Origin of the sequence: Streptomyces seoulensis (genome assembly GCF_004328625.1) — a bacterium.
GTDB classification, from domain to species: Bacteria; Actinomycetota; Actinomycetes; order Streptomycetales; family Streptomycetaceae; genus Streptomyces; species Streptomyces seoulensis.
In genome coordinates this window covers 4,998,628-5,022,862 of the sequence record NZ_CP032229.1, presented here as the reverse complement: position 1 = coordinate 5,022,862, position 24,235 = coordinate 4,998,628, and the positions used below count along the sequence as shown (strand labels likewise).

20 protein-coding genes are annotated in these 24,235 nt (G+C 72.6%); 15 read left to right on the top strand and 5 right to left on the bottom strand.

Features of this window, described 5'->3' with window-relative positions; genetic code table 11:
- The first annotated feature begins 8 nt into the window (after positions 1-8).
- The 7 genes from D0Z67_RS23045 to D0Z67_RS23015 all read left to right on the top strand — a co-directional run bounded on the left by D0Z67_RS23045 (position 9) and on the right by D0Z67_RS23015 (position 8,373).
- A complete protein-coding gene (locus tag D0Z67_RS23045; protein ID WP_037775225.1) occupies positions 9-1,517 on the top strand; it encodes a SulP family inorganic anion transporter in 1,509 nt (502 codons plus the stop codon).
- A gap of 133 nt (positions 1,518-1,650) precedes the next feature.
- Positions 1,651-2,637, top strand: a complete 987-nt coding sequence (locus tag D0Z67_RS23040; RefSeq protein WP_078873377.1) for a slipin family protein — start codon at positions 1,651-1,653, stop codon at positions 2,635-2,637.
- A gap of 107 nt (positions 2,638-2,744) precedes the next feature.
- Positions 2,745-3,599 (top strand): polysaccharide deacetylase family protein, encoded by an 855-nt coding sequence (locus D0Z67_RS23035; protein ID WP_031181647.1) that lies wholly within the window; start codon positions 2,745-2,747, stop codon positions 3,597-3,599.
- Positions 3,600-3,631: 32 nt separating this feature from the next.
- A complete protein-coding gene (locus D0Z67_RS23030; RefSeq protein ID WP_031181646.1) occupies positions 3,632-4,348 on the top strand; it encodes a peptidyl-tRNA hydrolase in 717 nt (238 codons plus the stop codon).
- A gap of 95 nt (positions 4,349-4,443) precedes the next feature.
- A complete protein-coding gene (locus tag D0Z67_RS23025) occupies positions 4,444-5,730 on the top strand; it encodes an MbnB/TglH/ChrH family RiPP precursor modification enzyme (protein WP_031181645.1) in 1,287 nt (428 codons plus the stop codon).
- A 108-nt stretch (positions 5,731-5,838) separates the two neighbouring features.
- Positions 5,839-6,633, top strand: coding sequence for a TIGR04222 domain-containing membrane protein (locus D0Z67_RS23020; RefSeq protein WP_031181644.1), 795 nt, complete (start codon positions 5,839-5,841; stop codon positions 6,631-6,633).
- A 117-nt stretch (positions 6,634-6,750) separates the two neighbouring features.
- Positions 6,751-8,373, top strand: coding sequence for an alpha/beta hydrolase (locus tag D0Z67_RS23015; protein WP_031181643.1), 1,623 nt, complete (start codon positions 6,751-6,753; stop codon positions 8,371-8,373).
- Positions 8,374-8,379: 6 nt separating this feature from the next.
- Here D0Z67_RS23015 and hemQ read toward each other — a convergent pair whose 3' ends face one another.
- Positions 8,380-9,111 carry a hydrogen peroxide-dependent heme synthase gene (gene hemQ, locus D0Z67_RS23010; RefSeq protein WP_031181642.1) on the bottom strand — a complete coding sequence of 244 codons (732 nt, stop codon included), beginning with the start codon at positions 9,109-9,111 and terminating at the stop codon, positions 8,380-8,382.
- A 5-nt stretch (positions 9,112-9,116) separates the two neighbouring features.
- Complete coding sequence (hemG, locus tag D0Z67_RS23005) at positions 9,117-10,562, bottom strand: protoporphyrinogen oxidase (protein WP_031181641.1); 1,446 nt, start codon at positions 10,560-10,562, stop codon at positions 9,117-9,119.
- A gap of 148 nt (positions 10,563-10,710) precedes the next feature.
- Here hemG and D0Z67_RS23000 point away from each other — a divergent pair, with 148 nt between their 5' ends.
- A complete protein-coding gene (locus D0Z67_RS23000; protein ID WP_031181640.1) occupies positions 10,711-11,640 on the top strand; it encodes a DUF4349 domain-containing protein in 930 nt (309 codons plus the stop codon).
- Between the two features lie 37 nt (positions 11,641-11,677).
- On the top strand, positions 11,678-13,066 hold the full coding sequence (locus D0Z67_RS22995) for an FAD-dependent oxidoreductase (RefSeq protein WP_031181639.1): 1,389 nt from the start codon (positions 11,678-11,680) through the stop codon (positions 13,064-13,066).
- Here D0Z67_RS22995 and D0Z67_RS22990 read toward each other — a convergent pair.
- Entirely contained in the window at positions 13,063-13,890 is an 828-nt protein-coding gene (locus D0Z67_RS22990; RefSeq protein WP_031181638.1) for a hypothetical protein, read from the bottom strand. The genes D0Z67_RS22995 and D0Z67_RS22990 overlap by 4 nt on opposite strands.
- Before the next feature lie 65 nt (positions 13,891-13,955).
- Here D0Z67_RS22990 and D0Z67_RS22985 point away from each other — a divergent pair, with 65 nt between their 5' ends.
- Positions 13,956-14,783 carry a rhomboid family intramembrane serine protease gene (locus D0Z67_RS22985; protein WP_031181637.1) on the top strand — a complete coding sequence of 276 codons (828 nt, stop codon included), beginning with the start codon at positions 13,956-13,958 and terminating at the stop codon, positions 14,781-14,783.
- A gap of 7 nt (positions 14,784-14,790) precedes the next feature.
- Here the strand turns inward: D0Z67_RS22985 and hemE are convergent, their stop codons facing one another.
- Entirely contained in the window at positions 14,791-15,858 is a 1,068-nt protein-coding gene (gene hemE, locus D0Z67_RS22980) for a uroporphyrinogen decarboxylase (protein WP_031181636.1), read from the bottom strand.
- 98 nt (positions 15,859-15,956) lie between these two features.
- On the opposite strand from hemE, the gene D0Z67_RS22975 reads away from it, so the two are divergent.
- The 5 genes from D0Z67_RS22975 to D0Z67_RS22955 all read left to right on the top strand — a co-directional run bounded on the left by D0Z67_RS22975 (position 15,957) and on the right by D0Z67_RS22955 (position 22,619).
- Positions 15,957-16,637 carry a DUF3000 domain-containing protein gene (locus tag D0Z67_RS22975; protein WP_107059587.1) on the top strand — a complete coding sequence of 227 codons (681 nt, stop codon included), beginning with the start codon at positions 15,957-15,959 and terminating at the stop codon, positions 16,635-16,637.
- A 308-nt stretch (positions 16,638-16,945) separates the two neighbouring features.
- Entirely contained in the window at positions 16,946-17,611 is a 666-nt protein-coding gene (locus tag D0Z67_RS22970; protein WP_031181634.1) for a response regulator transcription factor, read from the top strand.
- A 217-nt stretch (positions 17,612-17,828) separates the two neighbouring features.
- On the top strand, positions 17,829-19,115 hold the full coding sequence (locus D0Z67_RS22965) for an HRDC domain-containing protein (RefSeq protein WP_031181633.1): 1,287 nt from the start codon (positions 17,829-17,831) through the stop codon (positions 19,113-19,115).
- Between the two features lie 160 nt (positions 19,116-19,275).
- Positions 19,276-20,493, top strand: coding sequence for a thiolase family protein (locus tag D0Z67_RS22960; protein WP_031181632.1), 1,218 nt, complete (start codon positions 19,276-19,278; stop codon positions 20,491-20,493).
- Positions 20,490-22,619, top strand: coding sequence for a 3-hydroxyacyl-CoA dehydrogenase NAD-binding domain-containing protein (locus D0Z67_RS22955; protein ID WP_031181631.1), 2,130 nt, complete (start codon positions 20,490-20,492; stop codon positions 22,617-22,619). Before D0Z67_RS22960 ends, D0Z67_RS22955 begins: the two co-directional genes overlap by 4 nt.
- Positions 22,620-22,710: 91 nt before the next feature.
- On the opposite strand, the gene D0Z67_RS22950 is transcribed toward D0Z67_RS22955, so the two are convergent.
- Positions 22,711-24,219, bottom strand: a complete 1,509-nt coding sequence (locus D0Z67_RS22950; RefSeq protein WP_031181630.1) for a hypothetical protein — start codon at positions 24,217-24,219, stop codon at positions 22,711-22,713.
- Between the last annotated feature and the right edge of the window lie 16 nt (positions 24,220-24,235).

Below are 24,235 nucleotides of genomic sequence, written 5' to 3'. Positions count from 1 at the left end.
GCGCGCCGGTGTCCGGGCGAGGGCTCATATCCCGCGCCCCGCATCTGCGGCGGGACTTCGCCGCGTCCCTCGTCGTCTTCCTGGTCGCGCTGCCGCTGTGCGTGGGCGTGGCCGTCGCCTCCGGGGTCCCGGCCGAACTGGGGCTGGTCACCGGCATCGTGGGCGGTCTCGTCACCGGGGTGCTGCGCGGCAGCAGCCTCCAGGTGTCCGGTCCGGCGGCCGGGCTCACCGTGCTGGTCTTCGAGGCTGTCAAGGAGTTCGGGCTGCCGGCGCTGGGCGCGATCGTGCTCGCCACCGGGCTGCTCCAGGTCGCGATGGGAGTGCTGCGGCTCGGCCGGTACTTCCGGGCCATATCCCTGGCCGTCGTGGAGGGCATGCTGGCCGGAATCGGCCTGGTCCTGGTGGCCGGTCAGCTGTACCCGGCGATGGCCGCCAAGGCGCCGGACGCCGGGCTGGACAAGATGCTCGGCCTGCCGCGCGGTCTCGTGGGCGCGGTCGGCGACGGCCGGGCGCTGGCCTCGCTGGCGCTGTGCGCGGGCACCGTCGCCGTCATGGTGGGGTGGAAGCACCTCCCGGCGCGGGTGCGTACGGTGCCCGGTCCGCTCGCCGCGGTCGGGCTGGCCACGCTCGCCGTGCCGGTGTTCGGCACGAAGGTGGCGATGGTGGAGGTGCGGGGGCTGCTGGGCGCCGTCCAGCCGCCGCCGCTGAGCGCCTTCGCCGGGTTCGCGGATGTGGCGGTGCTCGGCACGATCGTCGCGTTCACCCTGATCGCGTCCGCCGAGTCGCTGTTCAGCGCGGCGGCCGTGGACCGGCTGCACGACGGCCCGCGCACCGAGTACGACCGTGAGCTGACCGCCCAGGGCATCGGCAACACGGTGTGCGGGCTGCTGGGCGCGCTGCCGCTGACGGCGGTGATCGTGCGCAGCGCGGCCAATGTGCAGGCGGGCGCCCGGACCAAGGCGTCCCGGGTGCTGCACGGGGTCTGGCTGCTGCTGTTCGCGGCACTGCTGCCGGGCGCCCTCGCCCACATCCCGCTGCCCTCGCTGGCGGGCGTCCTGATCTACTCGGGGGCGAAGCTGGTGCCGGTCAAGTCGCTGGCGGAGCTGTGGCGCGAGCAGCGGGGCGAGGCGCTGATCCTCGCGGTGACGGCGGTGTCCATCGTGGCGGTCGGCATGTTCGAGGGCGTGCTGATCGGGCTGGCGCTGGCGATCGTGAAGACCGCCTGGGAGGCGTCGCACATCAAGGTCACCGTCATGGACAAGGGCGCCGGGCCGGTGGACGCCCACCTCTCGGGCAACGCGACCTTCCTCCGACTGCCGAAAATACTGGACAGCCTGGAGGCGCTGCCCAAGGACCGCCCGGTCCGGCTGGACCTCTCCGGCCTGCTGCACCTGGACCACGCCTGCCGCACCGCCCTGGAGAACTGGGCCGGGCGGCACAGCGCGGAGGGTACGGAACCGGTACGGCTGACGTCGGGGGCCGGGACGGGCGAGCGCGCCGGGACACCGGCGGGCTGAGCCGCGACGGCCACGGATCAGGGGGCCGGGATGACGGGAGCGATCCCGCCTCCCCGGCCCCCTCTTTTTTCCCGCATACGGGACGTACTGTTGAGTAAGGAATTAACCGGACCTCTCGGTGAGGGGGGCGACCATGTTGGACCTCGTGATCACACTCGTAGCGGTGATCGGCGGGCTGGGACTCATCTGCCTGGCAGCGGCGATGCGCGTCATCAAGCAGTACGAACGGGGCATCCTCTTCCGGCTGGGCCGGATCACGGGTGAGCCGCGGTCGCCCGGACTGACGCTGATCATCCCGTTCGTGGACCGGCTGCACAAAATGAACATGCAGATCGTCACGCTGCCGATCCCGGCCCAGGAGGGCATCACGCGGGACAACGTCACCGTGCGGGTGGACGCGGTGGTGTACTTCCGGGTGGTCGAGCCGACGGACGCGCTGGTGCGGGTGGAGGACTACCGGTTCGCCGTCTCGCAGATGGCGCAGACCTCGCTCCGGTCGATCATCGGCAAGAGCGATCTGGACGACCTGCTGTCCAACCGCGAGAAGCTCAACGAGGGCCTGGAGCTGATGATCGACAGCCCGGCCGTGGGCTGGGGCGTCCAGATCGACCGGGTCGAGATCAAGGACGTGTCCCTGCCCGACACCATGAAGCGGTCGATGGCCCGCCAGGCCGAGGCCGACCGGGAGCGCCGGGCCCGCATCATCAACGCCGACGCCGAGTACCAGGCGTCCAAGAAGCTCGCCCAGGCCGCGCAGCAGATGGCGGACACCCCGACCGCCCTCCAGCTCCGGCTGCTCCAGACCGTGATGGCGGTCTCCGCCGAGAAGAACTCGACCCTGGTCCTGCCCATCCCGGTGGAGCTGCTGCACTTCCTGGAGCGGGGCGCCCGCGACGGACAGCCCACGGACCACAGGGCCGGGAAGCCCGGGAAGCCCGAGGCCCCCGAGCCGCCCGGGACGTCCGGGACGTCCGAGGAGCCCGTGCCGGAGATCGCCCCGGTGGAGGAGCCCGCCTCCCCCTACCTGGACGCCCTGACCGGACCGCCGGACCTGGGCGCCGTCCTCGACCAGCCCCCGGAGCGGGTCACCCATGGCGAGGGGCGGCCCGAGCAACCGTAAAGAGCGGCAAAAGCGGCTGCCGGACCGGACCGCCGCGCGGGTGACCGCCTCGCCGCGTCGATGGGTGGATGAACATATGAACAGCTAGACAGCCCTATTTTCATACGGTGATTCCACTCGCACGCCGTCTCACCGCCGTCTGCGTCCTCGGCGCGGCCCTCGCCGCCTGCGGTACCGCACACCCCGCCAAGCCCGCGCGCCCGGCGCACGCGGAGCCTCACCCCTCCGCCTCCGCCTCCCCTTCCGTCACCCCCACCATGGCGGCGGGTCCGGGCGGGCTCACCCCCGTGTTCGAGCACGGCCCGCGCGACAAGGGCAAGACCGTCGCGCTGACCTTCGACGCCGACATGACCGCCGACGAGGGGCCCCGCGCCGCCGCCGGTGAGCGCTTCGACAACCCCGGCCTGATCAGCGCCCTGCGCACGCTGAAGGTCCCGGCGACCGTCTTCATGACCGGCCGCTGGGCCGAGGAGTACCCGGACCAGGCCCGCTCCCTCGGGCACGACGCCCAGTTCGAGGTGGCCAACCACTCCTACAGCCACTACGCCTTCACCGGTGACTGCTACGGCCTGCCGACCGTCGCCCCGGACGCCAAGCTGACCGAGGTCCAGCGCACCTACACCGCCCTGCGTAAGGCGGGCGTGCCGCGCCCCATGCCGTACTTCCGCTTCCCCGGCGGCTGCTACGACCGGGACACGCTGCGCGCGATCAGCGGCGCCGGTGTCACGGCCGTCCAGTGGGACGTAATCAGCGGCGACGCCTTCGCCACGGACGCCGACGCGGTGGTGCGCCAGGTGCTGGACGGGGTGAAGCCCGGTTCGGTGGTCGTCATGCACTGCACCCGCAGCGCCGCCCCGACGACCGAGAAGGTCGTCCGCTCGGTGGTGCCGGAGCTGCGCAAGAAGGGCTACCGGTTCGTGAAGGTCTCGGAGCTGATCCGGGAGTCCGGCACCCCGCGCTGACCGGCGCCGGACTGCTCGTAGGGTTGGCTCACGTGACCCACGTTCCCGCCGCACCCGGCGACAGCCCCTTCCGGACCGAGCCCACCCCGCGCGACGAGGCCCCGCAGTTCGTGCTGCCCCTCGTCGTACGGATCGAGAAGAGCGCGCCGCCCGCCCGCACCGACGCGCTGGAGACCGCCGCACGCGCCGTGCTCGTCCTGCTCGGGGACGAGCGGGCGCGCGGCGACGGCGAATGGGCCGAGGCGGTACGGGACTGGGAGGACGCCCGCATCCGCAAGGTGGTCCGGCGGGCGCGCGGCGCGGAGTGGCGCCGCGCCACGGAGCTGCCCGGCATCACGGTGACCGGCGCCGCCGCCGAGGTGCGGGTCTTCCCGCCGATCCCGCTGGACGGCTGGCCCAAGGAGCTGGCCAAGCTCCAGGTCTCCGGCACCGAACTGGACGACCCCGAGTCCCCCGCCGAACCGGACCTCACCGCCCCCGTGCTCTGGCTCAACCCGGAGCTGGAGATGTCGGCCGGCAAGGAGATGGCCCAGGTCGGCCACGGCGCCCAGCTCGCCTGGTGGGCCCTGCCCGACGCGGCCCGCGGCGCCTGGCGCGCCGCCGGTCACCCCCTCACCGTGCGCACCGCCACCCCGTCCCACTGGCGCGAACTCACCACCGGTGGGCTGCCGTTGGTCCGCGACGCGGGCTTCACGGAGATCGCGCCCGGCTCGGCCACGGTCGTCGCCGACCACCCGGCGCTGCGCTGACCGCCAACCTCAAATATTGCTCTGAACCCCCGCGCGGGCGGTTCACGCGCGCCCGCCGGGGCCATACCCCCGGCAGACGGAGGAGGGGGACGGGGATGCGGCTCGGGACGGGGATCGGGTGGCGGCCGGAGATCGCGGACGCCGTGGCGGGGATGGCCGGGATCGACTGGGTGGAGGTCGTGGCGGAGAACGTCTGCCCCGGCCATCTGCCGGAGCCGCTGACGCGGCTGCGCGAGCGCGGGGTGACGGTGGTCCCGCACGGGGTCTCCCTGGGGCTCGGCGGCGCGGAGCGGCCGGACGAGGGGCGGCTGCGGGCGCTGGCGGAGCGGGCCGAGGCGCTGGGGTCGCCGCTGGTCACCGAGCACATCGCGTTCGTCCGCGCGGGCGGGTCGCTCACCGCGTCGGCGCCGCTGGAGGCGGGCCATCTGCTCCCGGTACCGCGTACCCGGGACGCCCTCGACGTGCTGTGCGAGAACGTGGCGATCGCGCAGGAGGCGCTGCCGGTGCCGCTGGCGCTGGAGAACATCGCCGCCCTGTTCTCCTGGCCCGGCGAGGAGATGAGCGAGGGCGAGTTCCTGGCCGAGCTGGTGGAGCGGACCGGCGTACGGCTGCTGATCGACGTGGCCAACCTGCACACCAACCACGTCAACCGGGGCGAGGACCCCGCCGAGGCGCTGGACCGGCTCCCGCTGGAGGCGCTGGCCTATGTGCATGTGGCGGGCGGTTTCGAGCGGGACGGTGTCTGGCACGACAGCCACGCGCACCCCGTACCGCCTGTGGTGCTGGACATCCTGACCGACCTCGCCTCCCGCGCCGCACCGCCCGGCGTCCTGCTGGAACGGGACGAGAACTTCCCCGAACCGGCCGAGCTGGAGCGGCAGTTGGCCGACATCGGGGAGGCGGTGCGCAAGGGCGGCGGCATCGCACGGGCCAAGGGCGCCAGGACTCTCCCCGTACCGCCGGACGCCTGTGCCGAGGCCCGGCAGCGGGTGGCCGTCGCGCAGACGGCCGTGCTGTCGGCGCTGGTGGCCGGGACGCCGTTGCCCGAGGGGTTCGACCGGGGGCGGATGGGCGTACAGGCGCGGTCGCTGGCGGCGAAGCGGGCGGACGTGGTGGCCAAGGTGGCGCCCGAGCTGCCCGCGATCCTGGGTGCCGGGTACCGGGAGACGTTCCTCGACTACGCGCGCACCCGGCCGATGCGCGGCGGCTACCGGCAGGACGCGCTGGAGTTCGCCGCCCAGCTCCTCAAGACGGGACGCCCGGTGGACGCGCGGGCGCGCCGGAGGCTGCGGGAGTGGTGGCTCGATCGCGCGGGTCCGGCACCCCGTACGCCCGGTCCGGCCGCCCGGCTGGCCAGGCGGGTGCTGTCGGGGCGGCGCTGACCACCTCCCCGGCCTGAGGGAAAAACGGAACGTCACATACCGCTAACGCTCTGTCCGGATAGTGAACAAGCCATGGTTTTTCAGAGGACGTTGGCATAGAAAAACCTCATGTTCTGGGTCCTCCTCCTGCTTCCGGCCTGGGCCTTCGCCGCCCTCGCCTGCACCCGGCTCTGCCTCGCCGCCGTCCGCGCGGCCGCCGCGGACCGCGTGGCGCGGGCGGACGGCGGCTCCCGCGATCTGACGCTGTACGAGACGGCGTTCCTGTCCGGCGGCCCCTCGCGCGTCGCCGACCTCGCCATGGTCCGGATGGCCCGGCAGCGCCGGCTGCTGCTCGCGCACACCGGCTGGGCCACCGTGGTGGACCCACGTGGACGGGACGAGATGGAACGTTCCGTCATCGGCGCGATCGGCCCCCGGGGACAGTCCCGGATCGCCCCCGTGCGGGCGGCCGCGGCCGGTGCGGAGGCGGTGCAGCGGCTCGCCGACCGGCTGATCGGGGCCGGGCTGGCGGTCCCCTACGACACCGGGACGACGGTGGCCGCCGGGGTGCGCCAGGTGCGGGCCGCCGCCGTGGCCGTGCTCGCGCTGGGCGCGGCCGCGCTGCTCATGCCGACCCCCGTGGACCTGCCGCGCTCCCAGATCGCGATGTGGTTCGCGCTGCCCCTCGTCCTCACCCTGAGCTGCCTGGCCATCGCCCGCGTCGAGGTGCACCCGTACCCGCGCTGGGCCTCTCCCGCCGGGCAGCGGCTCCTCGGGGAGGTGGCCCGGCGTCCGGCCGGGGACGGCGAGGAGGGCTCCTTCCTCATGCGGCTCGCGACGCGGGGCGTGCGCGCGCTGAACGAGCCCGAGCTGCGGGCCGCGTTCACCCACCGCGATGCGCCGGGGGCGCACGGGGAGCACTGACGCCGACACCCGCGTGCCGGTGCTTGCCTTCCCCTCGGAACCTTCCGAAACATCCTTTTCGTCGCCGTCGGACCATGGCAGCCGTGCCATCGCCGCCGCGCATCGAAGGGATGTCCGATGAGAGCTGCCGCCCTGTACTCGGCCGCCGGTTCCTTGCTGCTGACCGGGCTCGCCGTGCCCCCGGCCGACGGCGCGCCCGGCGCACCGGGCGCGGCCGAGCTGCGCGGCACCGCCGTCGCCGCCGCCAAGGCCCGCGCGGCCGGCCTCGACTTCGGCGCCTGCCCCGACGAGTCCCCGGCCGGGATGCGCTGCGCCACCGTACGCGTCCCGCTGGACTACGCCCGCCCGGGTGGGAAGCAGATCGAGCTGACCGTCAGCCGGATGCCGGCCACCGGGCGCGACCCGGCCAACAGCAAGCACAAGGTGCCCCGGCAGGGCGCCCTCGTCTACAACCCCGGCGGCCCCGGCGCGTCCAGCCTGAACTTCCCGATGATCGGCGTGGTCCCTCAGTGGCGGCGCATCGCCTCCGCGTACGACCTCGTGGGCTACGCCCCGCGCGGGGTGGCGCCCTCGGCCCCGCTGTCCTGTGAGAAGCCGGAGGAGTTCTTCAAGGCGCCCTCTCTCGCCCCGGTCCACCCCGGCGAGGCGTACAAGCGGGAGCGGATCGCGCGGGCGAAGGCGTACGCGCGCGGGTGCGCGGAACGGTCGGGCGGCGGGCTGGAGTTCTTCAACTCGCTCAACAACGCCCGTGACCTGGACGTGCTGCGGGCCGCGCTCGGCGAGTCCCGGCTGACCTTCATGGGCGCTTCGTACGGCACCTATGTGGGCGCGCTGTACGCTACCCTGTTCCCCGGTCATCTGCGGCGGATGGTGCTGGACTCGGCGGTGGACCCGGACCCGGCGAAGGTCTGGTACCGCGAGAACCTGGACCAGTCGGCCGCGTTCGAGGACCGCTGGGCCGACTTCCGCACCTGGGTGGCCCGGCACGACGACGTGTACGGCCTCGGCACCACCCCGGCCGCCGTCCAGCGCTCCTACGACACCGCGAGCGACCGGCTGGAGGCGCACCCGGCGGACGGCAAGGTCGGGCCGGGCCAGCTGCAGAACACGTTCCTGATGGCCGGGTACTACGACGACTACTGGCCGAGCCGGGCCGCCGCCCTGGCCGCCTATCTGAAAGGCGACGCCAAACCGCTGGTCCGGCTGGGCGCGCCCAGCCCCGAGACGGCCACCGAGGCGGAGAACGGCAGCGCGGTGTACACGGCCGTGGAGTGCAACGACGCGCCCTGGCCGACCGACTTCCGGGTCTGGGACCGCGACAACACCCGCCTCGCCCGCACGGCCCCCTTCGAGACCTGGGACAACGCCTGGGTGAACCTGCCGTGCGCCTACTGGTCCGCGCGCCGCCAGGTCCCGCTCGACGTGCGCACCGGGCCCGGTGAGACCCCGCCGGTCCTCATCCTCGCGGCCGAGCGGGACGCGGCCACCCCGTACGGCGGAGCACTGGAGCTGAACCGGCGGCTGGCCGGGTCCACGCTGGTCACCGAGCGGGACGCGGGCACGCACGGCATCGGCGGCGGACCCAACACGTGTGTCAACGCCCACCTGGACGCTTACCTGCTGGAAGGCCGCCTGCCGGGCCGGCGCGCCGCCTGCGACCCGCGCCCGGAGCCGCGCCCCACCGAGCCGACCGGACGCGGCACCCCGGACCGGGACGCGCTGAAGGGCAAGGGCGCCTAGCCGCCCTTAGGCGAGCCCGGCGACCAGCTCGGCCACCGACTTCCGGCGGCCGGTGTAGAAGGGCACCTCCTCGCGGACGTGCATCCGGGCCTCGGAGGCACGCAGGTGACGCATGAGGTCGACGATGCGGTACAGCTCGTCGGCCTCGAAGGCGAGCATCCACTCGTAGTCGCCCAGCGAGAAGGAGGCGACCGTGTTGGCGCGCACGTCCGGGTAGCCGCGGGCCATCTTGCCGTGGTCGGCGAGCATGCGGCGGCGGTCCTCGTCGGGCAGCAGGTACCAGTCGTAGGAGCGCACGAAGGGGTAGACGCTCACGTAGTTGCGGGGCGTCTCGTCGGCGAGGAACGCCGGGATGTGCGAGCGGTTGAACTCGGCCGGGCGGTGCAGCGCCATGTTCGACCACACCGGGTCGAGCGCGCGGCCCAGCCTGGTGCGCCGGAAGAGGTTGTACGCCTCCTGGAGCTGGTCGGCGGTCTCGGCGTGCCACCAGATCATCAGGTCGGCGTCGGCGCGCAGGCCGGAGACGTCGTAGGTGCCGCGGACCGTGACGTCCTTCGCGGCGAGCTGGTCGAACAGCTCCTGGACCTCGTCGGCGTAGCCCGCGCGGTCCTCCGGCAGCACGTCCTTCAGCCGGAAGACGGACCACAGGGTGTAGCGGATGACCTCGTTGAGGTCCTTGGCCAGCTTGCCCTTGTTCGGGATGCGGCCGGGCTCGGTGGTGGGGGCGTCGTCACTCATGCCCCCTATTCTCCCGCTCCGCCGTGCAGGCTCTGCACCGGGTTGGCCGTCAGCTCGCGCACCCCGGCGAGGTCGCCGCCGAGCTGGTCGACGGCCGCGTAGGCACTGGCGATACAGGCCGGGATGCCCACGCCGTCGTACTGCGCGCCGCACACCGCGAGGCCGGGGAGCTTGGCAATGTGCTCGCGGACGCGGGCCACCCGCGCGTGGTGGCCGACCGGGTACTGCGGCAGGCCGTCGGTCCAGCGGGTGACGCGGGTGGCGACGGGCTCGGCGTCCAGTCCGGTCGCGGCCCGCAGGTCGTGCCGCGCGACCTGGACGAGGCCGGTGTCGTCGCGCTGGAGGATCTCGGTCTCGTGGTGCCGGCCGACCGAGGTGCGTACGACGAACAGCTCCGGGTCCTCGGCGCCGACCCAGCCCCACTTCTGGGAGGCGAAGGTCGCGGCCTTGATGGTGCGGCCGTCCACCGGCGGCACCAGGAACCCGCTGCCCTCGGGCAGGGCCGCGTCGGCGCGGCGGTAGGCGAGGGTGATCAGGGCCATGGAGGCGTACTCGACTCCGGCCAGCTCGGTGGCGGCCGCCGGGGCCTCGGCGCGCAGCAGCGCCGACGCGGCGGGGGCGGGTACGGCGACCACGACCGCGTCCGCGTGCAGCGTGCGGTCGCCCGCCGTGACCCGCCAGCCGGTGCCGTCCCGGCGCAGCTCGCTCACCGGGGTGCGGGTGAGGATCTCGCCGCCGCGTGCCCGTACCGCGTCGGCGACGGCGAGCGGGAGGGTGCCGACGCCGCCCTCGATGCCGAGGAAGACCGGGCCGGTCTGCCCCGCCTCGGCGGCCTTCGCCTGGAGGGACCGGACGGCGGCGGTGAGGGTGTCGTGGGTGCGGGCGGCCTGGTAGAGCTGGGGGACGGCCGAGCGCAGCGAGAGCCGGTAGGCGTCGCCCGCGTACACCCCGCCGAGCAGGGGTTCCACCAGCCGGTCGACGACCTCGCGGCCCATCCGGGCGGCGACGTACTCGCCCACGGCCACGTCGTCACCGACCTCGGTGGGCGGCAGTCCGGCGTCCCGCTCGATCCGGGCGAGTCCTTCGGCGGAGAGCAGGCCGGCGAGGGCGGCGGCGGTGCCGGGTACGCCCATGACATGGCCCTTGGGCATGGGGCGCAGGGCGTCCCGGGTCCAGATCGAGGCGGTCGCGGTGGTGGGGGGCTGGAGGCGGTCGCCGAGGCCCACCTCACGGGCGAGGCCCACCGCTTCGGGGCGGCGGGCGAGCATCGACTCGGCGCCGAGGTCGACCCTGAGGCCCGCGATCTCGCCGGGCAGCAGCTTGCCGCCGACCCGGTCGGTGGCCTCCAGCACGGTCACCCGGGCGCCGCGCGCGAGCGCCCGGTGGGCGGCGGCCAGTCCGGCGACACCGGCTCCGATGACGACGACATGACCCGTGCTCGCTGCGCTCATGCCCCCACTCTCTCAGACCGCGCGGGGCGTCCCGGTGCCCGGTACGTCACCGGACCGTGACCGCATCGGGACCGGAGAACGCGGCCGTTCCCGCAGGCCGGGCCGTCTAAGGAGGGACAGCACCGCATCTCATCGGGGGGTAACCGACATGCGTACACAGGTCCGGGTCCTGGCGGGGGCCCTGCTCGCCGCCTCACTCGCGCTCGCGGGGTGCAGCGAGTCGGGCGGCGACTCCAAGTCGTCCTACGCGGACGCCCCGCGCGCCGCTTCCGGCGCGGGCGGCGGCGCGGCCGAGGACGGCAGGTCCGCCCGCCGCGCGCCCCGGCTCGCGCCGAGCGTCATCCGTACCGCCTCCCTGGAGGTCGAGGTCCGGGACGTGCCCGGCGCGCTGGCCAAGGCACGGCAGGTCACCGAGGACGCGGGCGGTTACGTCGGCGAGGAGAGCACCGACCGGGACGACGACGGCGGCGAGCGCACCCGGGTCGTCCTGCGGGTTCCCTCGGAGCGGTACGAGGAGGTGCTCGGCTCGCTCCAGGGCACCGGCAAGCTGCTGCGGCGCACCGCGCGGGCGCAGGACGTCACCGATCAGGTGGTGGACGTGGACAGCCGGGTCAAGTCGCAGCGAGCCAGCGTCGCCCGGGTCCGGGAGCTGATGGACCGGGCGGAGAAGCTGACCGACGTGGTCGCGCTGGAGGGCGAGCTGAGCAGCCGGGAGGCCGACCTGGAGGCGCTGCTGGCCCAGCAGGCGTCGCTGAAGGACCGTACGGGCCTGGCGACCATCACCCTGTCGCTCGCGGGGAAGGGCGCGCAGCCGGGCGCCGGGGACGACACACCCGGGTTCCTGGACGCGCTGTCGGGCGGCTGGCACGCGTTTCTGACGATGCTGCGCTGGATCGCGCTGGTGGTGGGCGCGGTGCTGCCGTTCGCGGCGCTGGTCGCGCTGCTGGTGTTCCTGTGGCGCCGGGTGGTCCGCCCCCGGCTCCCGCGCCGCCCGGCCCCCGCGCCCGTATCGGGCTCGCTGCCGCAGGCGCGGCCGGTGTCGGAGGGCGGCGCGCCGGTGTCCGGCGAGCACAAGTGACGCGGTGTCAGCAGTGCTCGCCCCGTAGTTTGTTCGTATGGACAAGCGTGAAGGGCCCGAGCGGCTGGTCGTGATCGGCGGCGACGCCGCGGGAATGGCCGCGGCGTCGCAGGCCCGTCGGCTGCGGAAACCGGACGAGCTGGAGATCGTGGCGTTCGAACGCACCCACTTCACCTCGTACTCGGCGTGCGGCATCCCCTACTGGGTGGGCGGCGCCGTCGAGGAGCGGGACCAGCTCGTCGCGCGTACCCCAAAGGAGCACCGGGAGCGGCACATCGACCTCCGGCTGCGCACCGAGGTGACGGAGATCGACGTGTCCGGGCGCCGGGTGCGGGCGCACGACCTGGAGTCCGGCACCGAGTACTGGACCTCGTACGACAAGCTGGTCATCGCCACCGGGGCGCGGCCGATCCGGCCGGACATGCCGGGGGCGGGCGCGGCCGGGGTGCACGGGGTGCAGACGCTGGACGACGGGCAGGCGCTGATCGACACGCTGGCCCGTACCGGGGGCCGGCGCGCGGTGGTCGTCGGCGCGGGGTACATCGGCGTGGAGATGGCCGAGGCGCTGCTCCGGCGGGGCTTCGAGGTGACGGTGGTCAACCGGGGCGCGGAGCCGATGGCGACGCTCGATCCCGACATGGGCCGGCTGGTGCGGCGGGCCATGGAGGGCATGGGGATCACCATGGTGGACGACACCGAGGTGACCGGCCTGCGCACCGGTGGGGACGGCCGGGTGCGGGCGGTGGTCACGAAGGACGCGGAGTATCCGGCGGACGTGGTGGTGATGGGCATCGGCGTGGAGCCGGTGACCGGCCTCGCCCGCGAGGCGGGCCTCCCGCTGGGCGCGCACGGCGGCCTCCTCACCGACCTCGCCATGCGGGTGCGCGGCCATACGGACATCTGGGCGGGCGGTGACTGCGTGGAGGTGCTGAACCTGGTCTCCGGGCAGGAGCAGTACATCCCGCTCGGCACCCACGCCAACAAGCACGGGCAGGTCATCGGCACCAACGTGGGCGGCGGTTACGCCACCTTCCCCGGTGTCGTCGGCACCGCCGTCAGCAAGGTCTGCGAGCTGGAGATCGCCCGCACCGGCCTGCGCGAACGCGACGCCCGCCGGGCCGGCCTTCAGTACGAGGCGGTCGTCATCGAGTCGACCAGCCGCGCCGGCTACTACCCCGAAGCCTCCCCCATGACCGTCAAGATGATCGCCGAACGCAACACCGGCCGCCTCCTCGGCGTCCAGATCGTCGGCGGCGAGGGCGCCGGCAAACGCGTCGACATCGCCGCCGTGGCGCTCACCGCCGCCATGACCGTGGAACAGATGACCGCCCTCGACCTCGGCTACGCCCCACCCTTCTCCCCCGTCTGGGACCCGATCCTGGTAGCGGCCCGCAAGGCGGTGAAGAAGCTCCGCGAGACCGGCTAGCGCGGTGCGGGCGTCAGCCGTTCGACGCGGTCGAGGTCCCCATCGAGCAGCTCTCGGTGCCCGATGGAGAAGTCCCCGTTGCGCAACGCCGGCCCGTCGCCGTACCCCCGTCCCATCACGGCGCCGGGCAGGAACGCCCGCAGCCGGTGCCGCATGTCCGCCGGGTACCCGACGGGCACACCCCAGCCGTCGGGTGCCTGATCACTGGAGAACAGCACCCAGTGGTCCACCGGCACGACCGCGTCCAGATCCGGCGCCCCGCCGGTGTGACAGTCCAGCGCGGGCACGGTCAGCCGGTCCGGGTCGAGCGGCGGGTACCAGAGCAGCAGCGGCTTGGCCCGCCGGGCGTCGGCGTTGTCGAAGCAGCACACGGCGAAGGTGTGGCCGGGAAAGTGCTCGGCGTAGAACCGCGGCAACTCCGGGTCGAGCCGGGGCCGTCGATGTGCGGGCACCCGGTCCAGCGCGGCCGGTAGGGCGGTCGGGTCGTCCGCGAGCAGGACCGTGTACACGTCGTGCTCGAAGACCTGGACGGGCGCGGTCTCCGCACCCATCCACGCGATCCCCTCGTCCCGGACGGCGGCGGACTCGACCGCGTCGACCATCCGTCGCAGCACGTCCGCGCTGCGTCCGGCGGAGAGGAAGTGCCGCTCCGTGAGCCGCCCGGCGGCGGGCAGGTGCAGCACCATGGCGTTCGGCCCCTCCGCCAGGTTCACGGCGGTGTTCTGGTAGCCGAGCACATGGATCAGACCGTGTTCGGGGTGGTCCCGCCGCCCGCAGTACACGATCGTCCCGGAGAAGTCGGCGGCGCCGGTCGAGATGCACATGGCGGCAAGGTACCGCCCGGCGGCGTTCACGGATTCTTATGCGGTTGCCGGGGCACTAATCCTGTGTGGTCATACCTGTCCATGACGTCAATCCCGCGCGTCGTACGCCATATGTGACGTATGCGCTCATCGCCGCCAGTGTGCTGGTGTTTCTGCTGACGCCCGGGGCGGAGGGGGCGGCCGGTGGGGAGAGTCATGTGGCGCAGCTGTGTCAGCTGCACGCGTTCATGGATCATTACGCGGCGATTCCGCGGGAGATGATCCATCATCAGCTGCCGAGGCTGGTGCCGACCGGGCAGGTGGGAACGGGGGTGGCCGGGCCAGGGTGTGTGATGGGGGTGCCGGGGTACGACAAGTCGCCGGCGCTGTCGGTCGTCACGGCGATGTTCCTGCACGGGGGCTGGCTGCACCTGCTGGGGAACATGCTGTTCCTGCTGATCTTCGGCAACAACGTCGAGGACCGCATGGGCCACGTCCGCTTCGCGCTGTTCTACCTCGTCTGCGGCTACGCGGCGAGCTACGGCTTCGCCCTGCTGAACGCCGACTCCGGTGACCCGCTGATCGGGGCGTCCGGCGCGATCGCGGGGGTGCTCGGCGCCTATCTGGTGCTGTATCCGAAGGCCAGGGTGTGGGTGCTGGTCCCGTTCCTGATCTTCCTGCCGCTCCGGCTGCCCGCGTGGATCGTGCTGGGCTTCTGGTTCGGCCTCCAGGCCGTGTACTCCTCGGGGCGCGGCGTCGAGGCCGGCTCCGGCACGGTGGCGTACGCGGCGCATGTCGTCGGCTTCGTGGCCGGGATGCTGCTCGCCTGGCCGCTGAAGGCCGGCACCCCGCCCCCGCCGGAGCCGGGCCGCCTGCTGTTCGGCAGGCGGGCGCGGCACCGTCAGGCGTGGTGAGAGCGGGTCAGCGGGCGCTCGCGGAGTGGACGTAGTCGACCAGGTGGGTCAGCGCGTCCGGCTCGATGTTCGGCATGACGCCGTGGCCGAGGTTGAAGACGTGCCCCTCCAGGTCGGCGGCCGCGTCCAGCACCTCCTGCGCCTTGGCCTCCACCGTCTTGCGGTCGGTGAACAGCACCGTCGGGTCGAGGTTGCCCTGGAGCGCCTTGCCGGGGCCGACCCGGCGCGCGGCCTCGTCCAGCGGGACCCGCCAGTCGACGCCGACGACGTCCGCGCCCGCGTCGCCCATGAGCTTCAGCAGCTCACCGGTGCCGACACCGAAGTGGATGCGCGGCACGCCGTAGCCCGCGACGGCGTCGAAGACCTTCGCGGAGGCCGGCATCACCGAGGCGCGGTAGTCGGCGGGGGCCAGCGCGCCCGCCCAGGAGTCGAAGAGCTGCACCGCCGAGGCACCGGCCTCGATCTGCACCTTCAGGAACGCGGCCGTGATGTCCGCGAGGCGGTCCAGCAGGTCGGCCCACAGCTCGGGGTCGCCGTACATCATCGCCTTGGCGTTCTCGTACGTGCGCGAGGGGCCGCCCTCGACGAGGTAGCTGGCGAGGGTGAAGGGAGCGCCGGCGAAACCGATCAGCGGGGTGGACCCCAGCTCACCGGTGAGCATGCGGACCGCCTCGGTGACGTAGGAGACGTCCTCCGGGGTGAGGTCGCGCAGCCGGGCGAGGTCGGCGCGGGTGCGCACCGGCTCGGCGACGACCGGGCCGACACCGGGCTTGATGTCCAGGTCGATGCCGATGGCCTTGAGCGGGACGACGATGTCGCTGTAGAAGACCGCCGCGTCCACGTCGTGCCGGCGCACCGGCTGGAGGGTGATCTCGGTGACCAGCTCGGGACGCGTGCAGGACTCCAGCATCGGGATGCCCTCGCGCACCTTGCGGTACTCCGGCAGGGACCGGCCGGCCTGGCGCATGAACCACACCGGGGTATGCGGCACGGGCTCACGCCTGCACGCCTTGAGGAAGGCGCTGTCGTACGTCGCTGTCGGCTGCTGGCCCGTGGGGATCGCGTTGGCACTCACGTCGGCAAGTCTCGCACGGTCCGGATGACAGAAGTGCCGCCGCCCTCGGGGGGTGTCATGCCCTGCACGAAGGCCCGCTTCCCCTTACTCTTCCCCGCATGGCTGCGGCTCAGGGACGATCGTCGGACGGCACCGGCGGAATGGACGACGTGAAGGACACGCAGGCGAAGGAGAGAGGAGCCGGGGTGCCAGAGGTCCCCCCTGCCTTCGGCAGCGCGGTGGAGGCGCTGCGGAACGCGCGGCTGCGGCCGCAGGTGGAGGTGGAGCCGACACCCGCCCCGCAGCGGCTGGCGCCGTACGCGTACGCGCTGGAGGCCGTCGTGCTCGACGGCGAGCAGGAGCTGGCCGACGGCCGGCTGGTGCTGCTGCACGACCCGGCCGGGCACGACGCCTGGCACGGCACCTTCCGCCTGGTGACGCTGGTACGGGCGGAGCTGGAGCCCGAGATGGCGGCCGACCCGCTGCTGCCGGAGGTGTGCTGGTCCTGGCTGACCGGCGCGCTCCAGTCGCGCGGGCTGACCTACGGCGAGCCGAGCGGCACCGTCACCCGGGCCGGCTCCCACTACTTCGGCGGGCTGTCGGAGCGGCCGGCCGCCTCACAGATCGAGATCCGCGCCTCCTGGACGCCGCTCGAAGGGCTGGGCGGCGTTCCGGACACCGCCGCGCACCTCGCCTCGTGGTGCGATCTGCTGGCCCAGGTCGGCGGGCTGCCCCCGGCCGCGCCGGGCGACGGCTCGGTGGTGACCCTGCCGCAGCGCAGGGGTCCGCAGTCCCGCTAGCCCTTCCGGGCCGATCATCCGCTCAGCGCCCCGCCAAGATCGGCGGGGCGCTGCTTTGTGATCACTTCCCGAACCATCACTTTGTCGATACGGCCACTTTCCGTACTCGAATCGCCTCACCCTGAAGCCGATTCGATCTTCGGATGATCGATCGCGTGTCCGAATTGCACAGATTGTGACTCACTAGATCGTGATCATTCTCTAAAGGCGGACGGGTTTGCTGCCGAAGACGACTGTGACCTTGAAAGCACGGTTCCTCCCGGCTTCTTCCCCACAAGCCGGCCCCGTCCCCCCACCCAGGAGGCCTGGTGTCCGTTCTCCTCGAGCAGCCCGCAAGCCTGGTCGCCTACCGCCCGAACAAGCCGACCGCCATGGTGGTCGTGGCCGACCCCCGCGTCCGTTCCACCGTCACCCGCCATCTGTGGGCCCTCGGTGTGCGCGACGTGATCGAGGCCTCGTCCGTCGCGGAGGCTCGTCCCCGCATCGGCAACCCCCGCGACATCTGTGTCGCAGACGTCCACCTGCCCGACGGCTCCGGGCTCACCCTGCTGTCCGAGACCCGCGCCGCGGGCTGGCCCAACGGCCTCGCCCTGTCCGCCGCCGACGACATCGGCGCCGTCCGCAACGCCCTCGCCGGGGGCGTGAAGGGCTACGTCGTCACCGGCACCCGTACCAACATCGGCCTGCCCACCCGCCCCGGCGCCGCCCCCATCGGCTCCGCCGCGGCCAGAATGGGGCACCGGCGTCCGCCGGGCGCCCCCAGCCACCCCGGCGGCTACCGCGAACTGTCCGGCCGTGAGGTCGAGGTGCTCCGCCTCGTCGCGGAGGGCCAGTCGAACAAGGCGATCGGCGTCTCCATGGGCCTGTCCGCGCTGACCGTCAAGAGCCACCTGGCCCGCATCGCGCGCAAGCTCGGCACGGGCGACCGCGCCGGCATGGTCGCGGTGGCCCTGCGCACCGGGATCATCCACTAGCCCCCTTTTCGCCCTTTTCCGCCCCCCACCCCACGCCCTCCTGACCCCCGGTGCCCGTCGGCGGAACGTTCCGTCGGCGGGCACCGGCGTGCGCGCGGGGTGGTGTGCGCCGTACGGCGGGCGGTGTACGCCCGCGCGCGGCGCGTTTTGGCCGGTCAGCGGGGATGTCGGTCGAACGTGCAGGCCAGCGGCGCGGGCATGCGGATACCCTTGGCATGTGACGGACGCCCAAGAGACCGCAGCAGACAGTTCCCGGCGCATCAACGGGGGCACGCCCCCCGACGCGGGGCCTGCTGAGGCGGCGGCGCCCACCCCCCTGCTCGAACCCCGCGAGGGGATTCCGCCGGTCGTCGCGGACGCCGCCGCGCTCGCCGAGGTCGTCGCCGCGTTCGCGGCCGGCACCGGCCCGGTGGCCGTGGACGCCGAGCGCGCGTCCGGCTACCGGTACGGCCAGCGGGCCTACCTGGTGCAGCTGCGCCGCGAGGGCGCGGGCTCCGCGCTGATCGACCCCGTCGCCTGCCCCGACCTCTCCGGCCTGGGCGAGGCGCTGTCCGGCGTCGAATGGGTGCTGCACGCCGCCACCCAGGACCTTCCGTGCCTGCGCGAGATAGGCATGGTGCCCACCAGCCTGTTCGACACCGAGCTGGCCGGGCGGCTCGCCGGATTCCCCCGCGTCGGACTCGGCGCGATGGTGGAGAACGTGCTCGGCTTCGTGCTGGAGAAGGGCCACTCCGCCGTCGACTGGTCGACCCGCCCGCTGCCCGAGCCCTGGCTGCGCTACGCGGCGCTCGACGTGGAGCTGCTGGTCGACCTGCGCGACGCCCTGGAGAAGGAGCTCGAGCGGCAGGGCAAGCTGGAGTGGGCGCTGGAGGAGTTCGCCGCCATCGCGGCGGCCCCGCCCGCCGAGCCCCGCAAGGACCCCTGGCGCCGCACCTCCGGGATGCACAAGGTGCGCAGGCGGCGGCAGCTCGCCGTGGTCAAGGAGCTGTGGGAGACGCGGGACCGGATCGCGCGGCGCCGGGACGTCTCGCCCGGCAAGGTGCTCGGTGACGCGGCGATCGTGGAGGCCGCGCTCGCGGTGCCGGCCAATGTGCACGCGCTGGCCGCGCTGAACGGTTTCGGCCATCGTGTGGGCCGCCGTCAGCTCGAACAGTGGCAGGCCGCCGTCGACCGGGCCAAGGCGCTGCCGGAGTCCGCGCTGCCGCAGCAGGGCCAGCAGCTGACCGGTCCGCCGCCGCCGCGCGCCTGGTCGGACAAGGACCCGGTGGCCGCGGCCCGGCTGTCGGCCGCCCGTGCCGGGGTGTCGGCGCTGGCCGAGCGGCTGGAGATGCCGCAGGAGAACCTGATCTCCCCCGACACCGTGCGCCGGATCTGCTGGGAGCCCCCGGTGCCGGCCGACGAGCGGACCGTCGCCGCCGCGCTCACCGGCCACGGCGCGCGGGCCTGGCAGGTGGAGCAGGTGACCCCGGTACTGGTCGCGGTGCTGACGGCCGCTCCCGAATAGGACCCGGAGCAGTCGATTTCAGGCCACAATCCGTCCGGTCGGGCGGGGTCACGGTGTGACGTTCACCGCTAGCCGGGGTGGGACTGTGCAGCTACGTTACTCATAAGTAGCATGGGGTTGAGCAAGCGCTCAGCGTCCCGCACCCTGGAGGAGAGCCATCGTGCCTCGTACCGTCAGGGACGTCGTCTTCGTCGACGGCGTCCGCACCCCGTTCGGCAAGGCGGGCCCGAAGGGCATCTATCACGAGACTCGCGCCGACGACCTCGTCGTGAAGGCGATCCGGGAGCTGCTGCGCCGCAACCCCGGTCTGGACCCGAAGAAGATCGACGAGGTCGCCATCGCCGCGACCACCCAGATCGGTGACCAGGGCCTGACCCTCGGCCGTACCGCGGGCATCCTCGCGGGCCTGCCGCAGTCGGTGCCCGGCTACTCCATCGACCGCATGTGCGCGGGCGCGCTGACCGCCGTGACCGCCGTCTCCGGCTCGGTCGCCTTCGGCGCGTACGACATCGCCATCGCGGGCGGTGTCGAGCACATGGGCCGCCACCCCATGGGCGAGGGCGTGGACCCCAACCCGCGCTTCGTCTCCGAGAAGCTGGTCGACGAGTCGGCGCTGTTCATGGGCATGACCGCCGAGAACCTGCACGACCGCTACCCGACCATCACCAAGCAGCGCGCCGACGAGTACGCGGTCCGCTCGCAGGAGAAGGCCGCCAAGGCGTACGCCAACGGCCAGATCCAGCAGGACCTGGTGCCGATCTCGGTGCGCCGCACCAACGAGGAGGCCGGTGAGACGGGCTGGGGCCTGGTCACCGCCGACGAGCCGATGCGCCCCGGCACCACGCTGGAGAACCTGAGCGGCCTCAAGACGCCGTTCCGCGTGCACGGCCGGGTCACCGCGGGCAACGCGGCCGGTCTGAACGACGGCGCCACCGCCTCCCTCATCGCGTCCGAGGAGTTCGCGCGCGAGAACGGCCTGCCGGTCAAGATGCGCCTGGTCTCCTACGCCTTCGCCGGCGTCGAGCCCGAGGTGATGGGCTACGGCCCGATCCCGGCCACCGAGAAGGCCCTCGCCAAGGCCGGCCTGTCGATCTCCGACATCGGCCTGTTCGAGATCAACGAGGCGTTCGCCGTCCAGGTCCTCGCGTTCCTGGAGCACTACGGCATCGCCGACGACGACAACCGCGTCAACCAGTACGGCGGCGCGATCGCGTTCGGCCACCCGCTGGCCTCCTCCGGTGTGCGGCTGATGACCCAGCTCGCCCGCCAGTTCGAGGAGAACCCGGACGTCCGCTACGGCCTGACCACCATGTGCGTCGGCTTCGGCATGGGCGCGACGGTCATCTGGGAGAACCCGAACTTCGAGGGGGACAAGTGAGCGACACCACCGAGCTGCTGAAGGGTGCCGCCGAGCTGTTCCCCGGCGAGGTCGTCACCCAGGCCCACGTACGGCACTTCGAACTGCCTTTCAACGCGGGCAAGTTCGCGCTGATCACGTTGGACAACGGCTTCGACCACACCAAGCCGACCACCTTCGGCCCGGCCTCGCTGGCGAACCTGAACGCCGCGATCGACCAGGTCGAGAAGGAGGCCGCCGCCGGTGACATCGTCGGTGTCGGCATCACCGGCAAACCGTTCATCTTCGCGGTCGGCGCCGACCTCAAGGGCGTCGAGCTGCTGAAGCGGCACGAGGACGCGCTCGCCATCGGCAAGGGCGGCCACGAGGTCTTCAAGCGCCTCTCCGGCCTCGCGGTCCCGACCTTCGCCTACTACAACGGCGCGGCGATGGGCGGCGGCGTCGAGGTCGGCCTGCACTGCTCCTACCGGACCGTCTCCAAGGCGATCCCGGCGTTCTCGCTGCCCGAGGTCTTCCTCGGCCTGGTGCCCGGCTGGGGCGGCTGCGCCCTGCTGCCGAACCTGATCGGCGCCGAGAAGGCCGTCCAGGTCATCATCGAGAACAGCCTCAACCAGAACCGCCAGCTCAAGGGCAAGCAGGTCTTCGAACTCGGCATCGCCGACGCGCTGTTCGAGGGTGCCGACTTCCTGGAGCAGTCGCTGCTGTGGACCGCTCAGGTCCTCAAGGGCGACGTCACCGTCGAGCGTCCGGCGATCGACCGGGGCGAGGCGTGGGACCAGGCCGTCGCGAAGGGCCGCTTCGTCGCGGACTCCAAGGTGCACGGCGCGGCCCCGGCCGCCTACCGCGCGCTGGAGATCATCGAGGGCGCCAAGGACGGCGACCTGCAGAAGGGCTTCGACGCCGAGGACCAGGCGCTCGCCGACCTGATCATGGGCGGCGAACTGCGGTCCGGCATCTACGCGTTCAACCTGGTGCAGAAGCGCGGCAAGCGTCCCGCGGGCGCCCCCGACAAGTCGCTGGCGCGTCCGGTCACCAAGGTCGGCGTCGTCGGCGCCGGTCTGATGGCCTCCCAGCTCGCGCTGCTCTTCCTGCGCCGCCTTGAGGTGCCGGTCGTGCTGACCGACATCGACCAGGAGCGCGTCGACAAGGGTGTGGGCTACGTCCACGCCGAGATCGACAAGCTGCTCGGCAAGGGCCGGATCAACCAGGACAAGGCCAACCGCCTCAAGGCGCTGGTCACCGGTGTCCTGGACAAGGCCGAGGGCTTCGCGGACGCCGACTTCGTCATCGAGGCCGTCTTCGAGGAGATGGGCGTCAAGCAGAAGGTGTTCGCGGAGGTCGAGGCGGTCGCCCCGGCGCACGCGATCCTCGCCACCAACACCTCCTCGCTGTCGGTGTCGGAGATGGCGTCCAAGCTGAAGCACCCCGAGCGGGTCGTCGGCTTCCACTTCTTCAACCCGGTCGCGATCCTGCCGCTGCTGGAGATCGTGCGCGGCGAGCAGACCGACGACGCCTCGCTGGCGACGGCGTTCGGCGTGGCCAAGAAGCTGAAGAAGACCGCGGTGCTGGTGAAGGACGCCCCGGCGTTCGTCGTCAACCGCATCCTGACCCGCTTCATGGGCGAGATCCAGAACGTCATCGACGAGGGCACCCCGGTCGAGGTCGCGGAGAAGGCCATCGAGCCGCTCGGCCTGCCGATGTCCCCGCTGGTGCTGCTGGAGCTGGTCGGCCCGGCGATCGGCCTGCACGTCTCGGAGACCCTCAACCGGGCCTTCCCGGACCGCTTCACGGTCTCCCCGAACCTGAAGGCGGTCGTCGAGGCCGGCAAGCGCGGCTTCTACGTCTACGACAGCGGCAAGCCGGAGCTGGACCCCGAGGTCGCCGCGCTGCTCAAGCAGGGCGACTCCGTCCTGACCGAGGAGCAGGTCCGCGAACGCGTCCTGGACGCCGTGGCCCAGGAGATCGGCCTCATGCTGGACGAGGGCGTCGTCGCCGAGGCCCAGGACATCGACCTCTGCCTCATCACCGGCGCCGGCTGGCCCTTCCACCTGGGCGGCATCACGCCGTACCTGGACCGTGAGGGCGTCTCCGAGCGGGTGAACGGCAAGCCGTTCCTGGAGCAGGGCGTGGCGAGCGTGCCCGCGTAACACCCTTGCGCGGTACGACAGGAGGGCCCCGGCGCCATGGCGCGGGGGCCCTCTTCGCGTGCCGCCTTCCTGCCCCTTCGCGCGCAGGGGGTCAGTAGGTCCCGCCGTAGTAGGCGGCGGGGGCCGGGACGGGCATGACGGTGAAGGGGACCGTGGTCGCCGGGGACTCGACGCCGGCCTGGTTCATGGCGACGACATCGACGACATGGGTGCCCGCGTCCCACGCCCAGCCCGCGTCCCAGGTCCAGCCACCGTCCTGGGCCACCTCCGTGACGCCCAGCGGCATGCCGTTCAGACGGAACCCGACGCGCGCCGCACCGGTCGCCAGGCCGGTGAAGACCACCTGGGCGTCCATGACCTGCTCGTGTGCGATGGGCTCAAGCACCATCGGCGCGGCCGCCCCCGGTCCTGTCGTCGCCAGTGGGGGTCCGCTCGCCGCCGCAGGCTGGGCGGGACGCGCAGCGGCGGGGCCGCCGACCGCGGTGAACGTCAGCTCGATCCGCTTCGACTGGTAGCCGTAGGCGTCGACCGCGTAGAGCTTCACCGGGTGCTTGCCCAGGCTCCAGGCACGTCCCAGTTCCCAGGACCAGCTTCCGTCGGGCCCGACGTCGCACTGGCCGATGTACTTGCCGTGCTCCCAGACGCTCACCCGTGCCGCACCGGGGGCGTGACCACTGAAGTGGACGGCTTCCTGGTGCAGTTGCTCGTCCGGGGAGGGGGCGAGCACGACGGGTGGCGGGAACTCCGCGCCGCGCACCATGGCGGTGGCGGAGAGATAGGAGGAGAGCACCGAGGTGTCGCGGTCGGGTTCCTCGAAACCGTTGCGCACGAGGCCCAGGCGCGGGGCGATGCCGTCGATCAGGAAGTTGACGAGGCCCATCAGGAGCGGGACGTTGCGCCCCGCGACCTGGGTGTGGTCAGCGATGTGGGGAGAGTCGCTGAAGACCAGGTTGAAGTTGGCGTAGTTCCGGAGCAGGCCCAGGTAGGGCTCGATCTGGGTGGGGTACTGGTCGTCCTGGGCGGCGGACACGACGTAGATGTTGGCCGTGTGGTTCGCGCCGGCGCGCAGCAGGTCGGGGATCAGCGCGTCCAGGGCGCGCACGTTCTCCTCCGGCACGCTCTCACCGAGCATGAACCGGGCGACACCGGGGTGGACGTCCCGGACGTAGGTGCCGATGGCGAACTGGGGGGCGATGGCCACGATGTTGCGGAAGCCGTACTTCAGACCGAAGTGCAGTGCGGCGCTGCCGCCCTTGGAACTCCCCCACAGAGTCACGGAGTCGGGGGTGAGTTCGAGGGCGCGCATGACGTTGGAGATCAGCGCGAGGACGGACCGCTCCAGCGAGAAGTCCATGTCCCTGCACAGGTAGTAGCTGCGGTGGTCGTCGAACTTGTCACGAATCCAGAGGACGTTGGCGCGCAGCTTGTCGAAGACCCCGTTGGACCAGCCGTAGTCCTGGGGCGCGGCGAAGTTGGCGAAGACGACGACGAGGTGCCGATTGCCCTTGGCGGCGGGCGTGAACCGGTATTCGACCGGAAAGGTCCCGGAGGACTCGATGCCGGTGTACTGCTTGCGCCCGGCGGGTGCTGCTGGGGACATGGGGAGGGTTCCGCTC

Excerpts from the sequence above, each read along its gene's own strand:
- D0Z67_RS23040 (WP_078873377.1), top strand. The coding sequence starts at position 1,651 with ATGTTGGACCTCGTGATCACACTCGTAGCGGTGATCGGCGGGCTGGGA.
- D0Z67_RS23025 (WP_031181645.1), top strand. The coding sequence starts at position 4,444 with ATGCGGCTCGGGACGGGGATCGGGTGGCGGCCGGAGATCGCGGACGCC.
- D0Z67_RS23020 (WP_031181644.1), top strand. The coding sequence starts at position 5,839 with ATGTTCTGGGTCCTCCTCCTGCTTCCGGCCTGGGCCTTCGCCGCCCTC.
- D0Z67_RS23015 (WP_031181643.1), top strand. The coding sequence starts at position 6,751 with ATGAGAGCTGCCGCCCTGTACTCGGCCGCCGGTTCCTTGCTGCTGACC.
- hemQ (WP_031181642.1), bottom strand. The coding sequence starts at position 9,111 with ATGAGTGACGACGCCCCCACCACCGAGCCCGGCCGCATCCCGAACAAG.
- hemG (WP_031181641.1), bottom strand. The coding sequence starts at position 10,562 with ATGAGCGCAGCGAGCACGGGTCATGTCGTCGTCATCGGAGCCGGTGTC.
- D0Z67_RS23000 (WP_031181640.1), top strand. The coding sequence starts at position 10,711 with ATGCGTACACAGGTCCGGGTCCTGGCGGGGGCCCTGCTCGCCGCCTCA.
- D0Z67_RS22995 (WP_031181639.1), top strand. The coding sequence starts at position 11,678 with ATGGACAAGCGTGAAGGGCCCGAGCGGCTGGTCGTGATCGGCGGCGAC.
- D0Z67_RS22990 (WP_031181638.1), bottom strand. The coding sequence starts at position 13,890 with ATGTGCATCTCGACCGGCGCCGCCGACTTCTCCGGGACGATCGTGTAC.
- D0Z67_RS22975 (WP_107059587.1), top strand. The coding sequence starts at position 15,957 with ATGGCTGCGGCTCAGGGACGATCGTCGGACGGCACCGGCGGAATGGAC.
- D0Z67_RS22950 (WP_031181630.1), bottom strand. The coding sequence starts at position 24,219 with ATGTCCCCAGCAGCACCCGCCGGGCGCAAGCAGTACACCGGCATCGAG.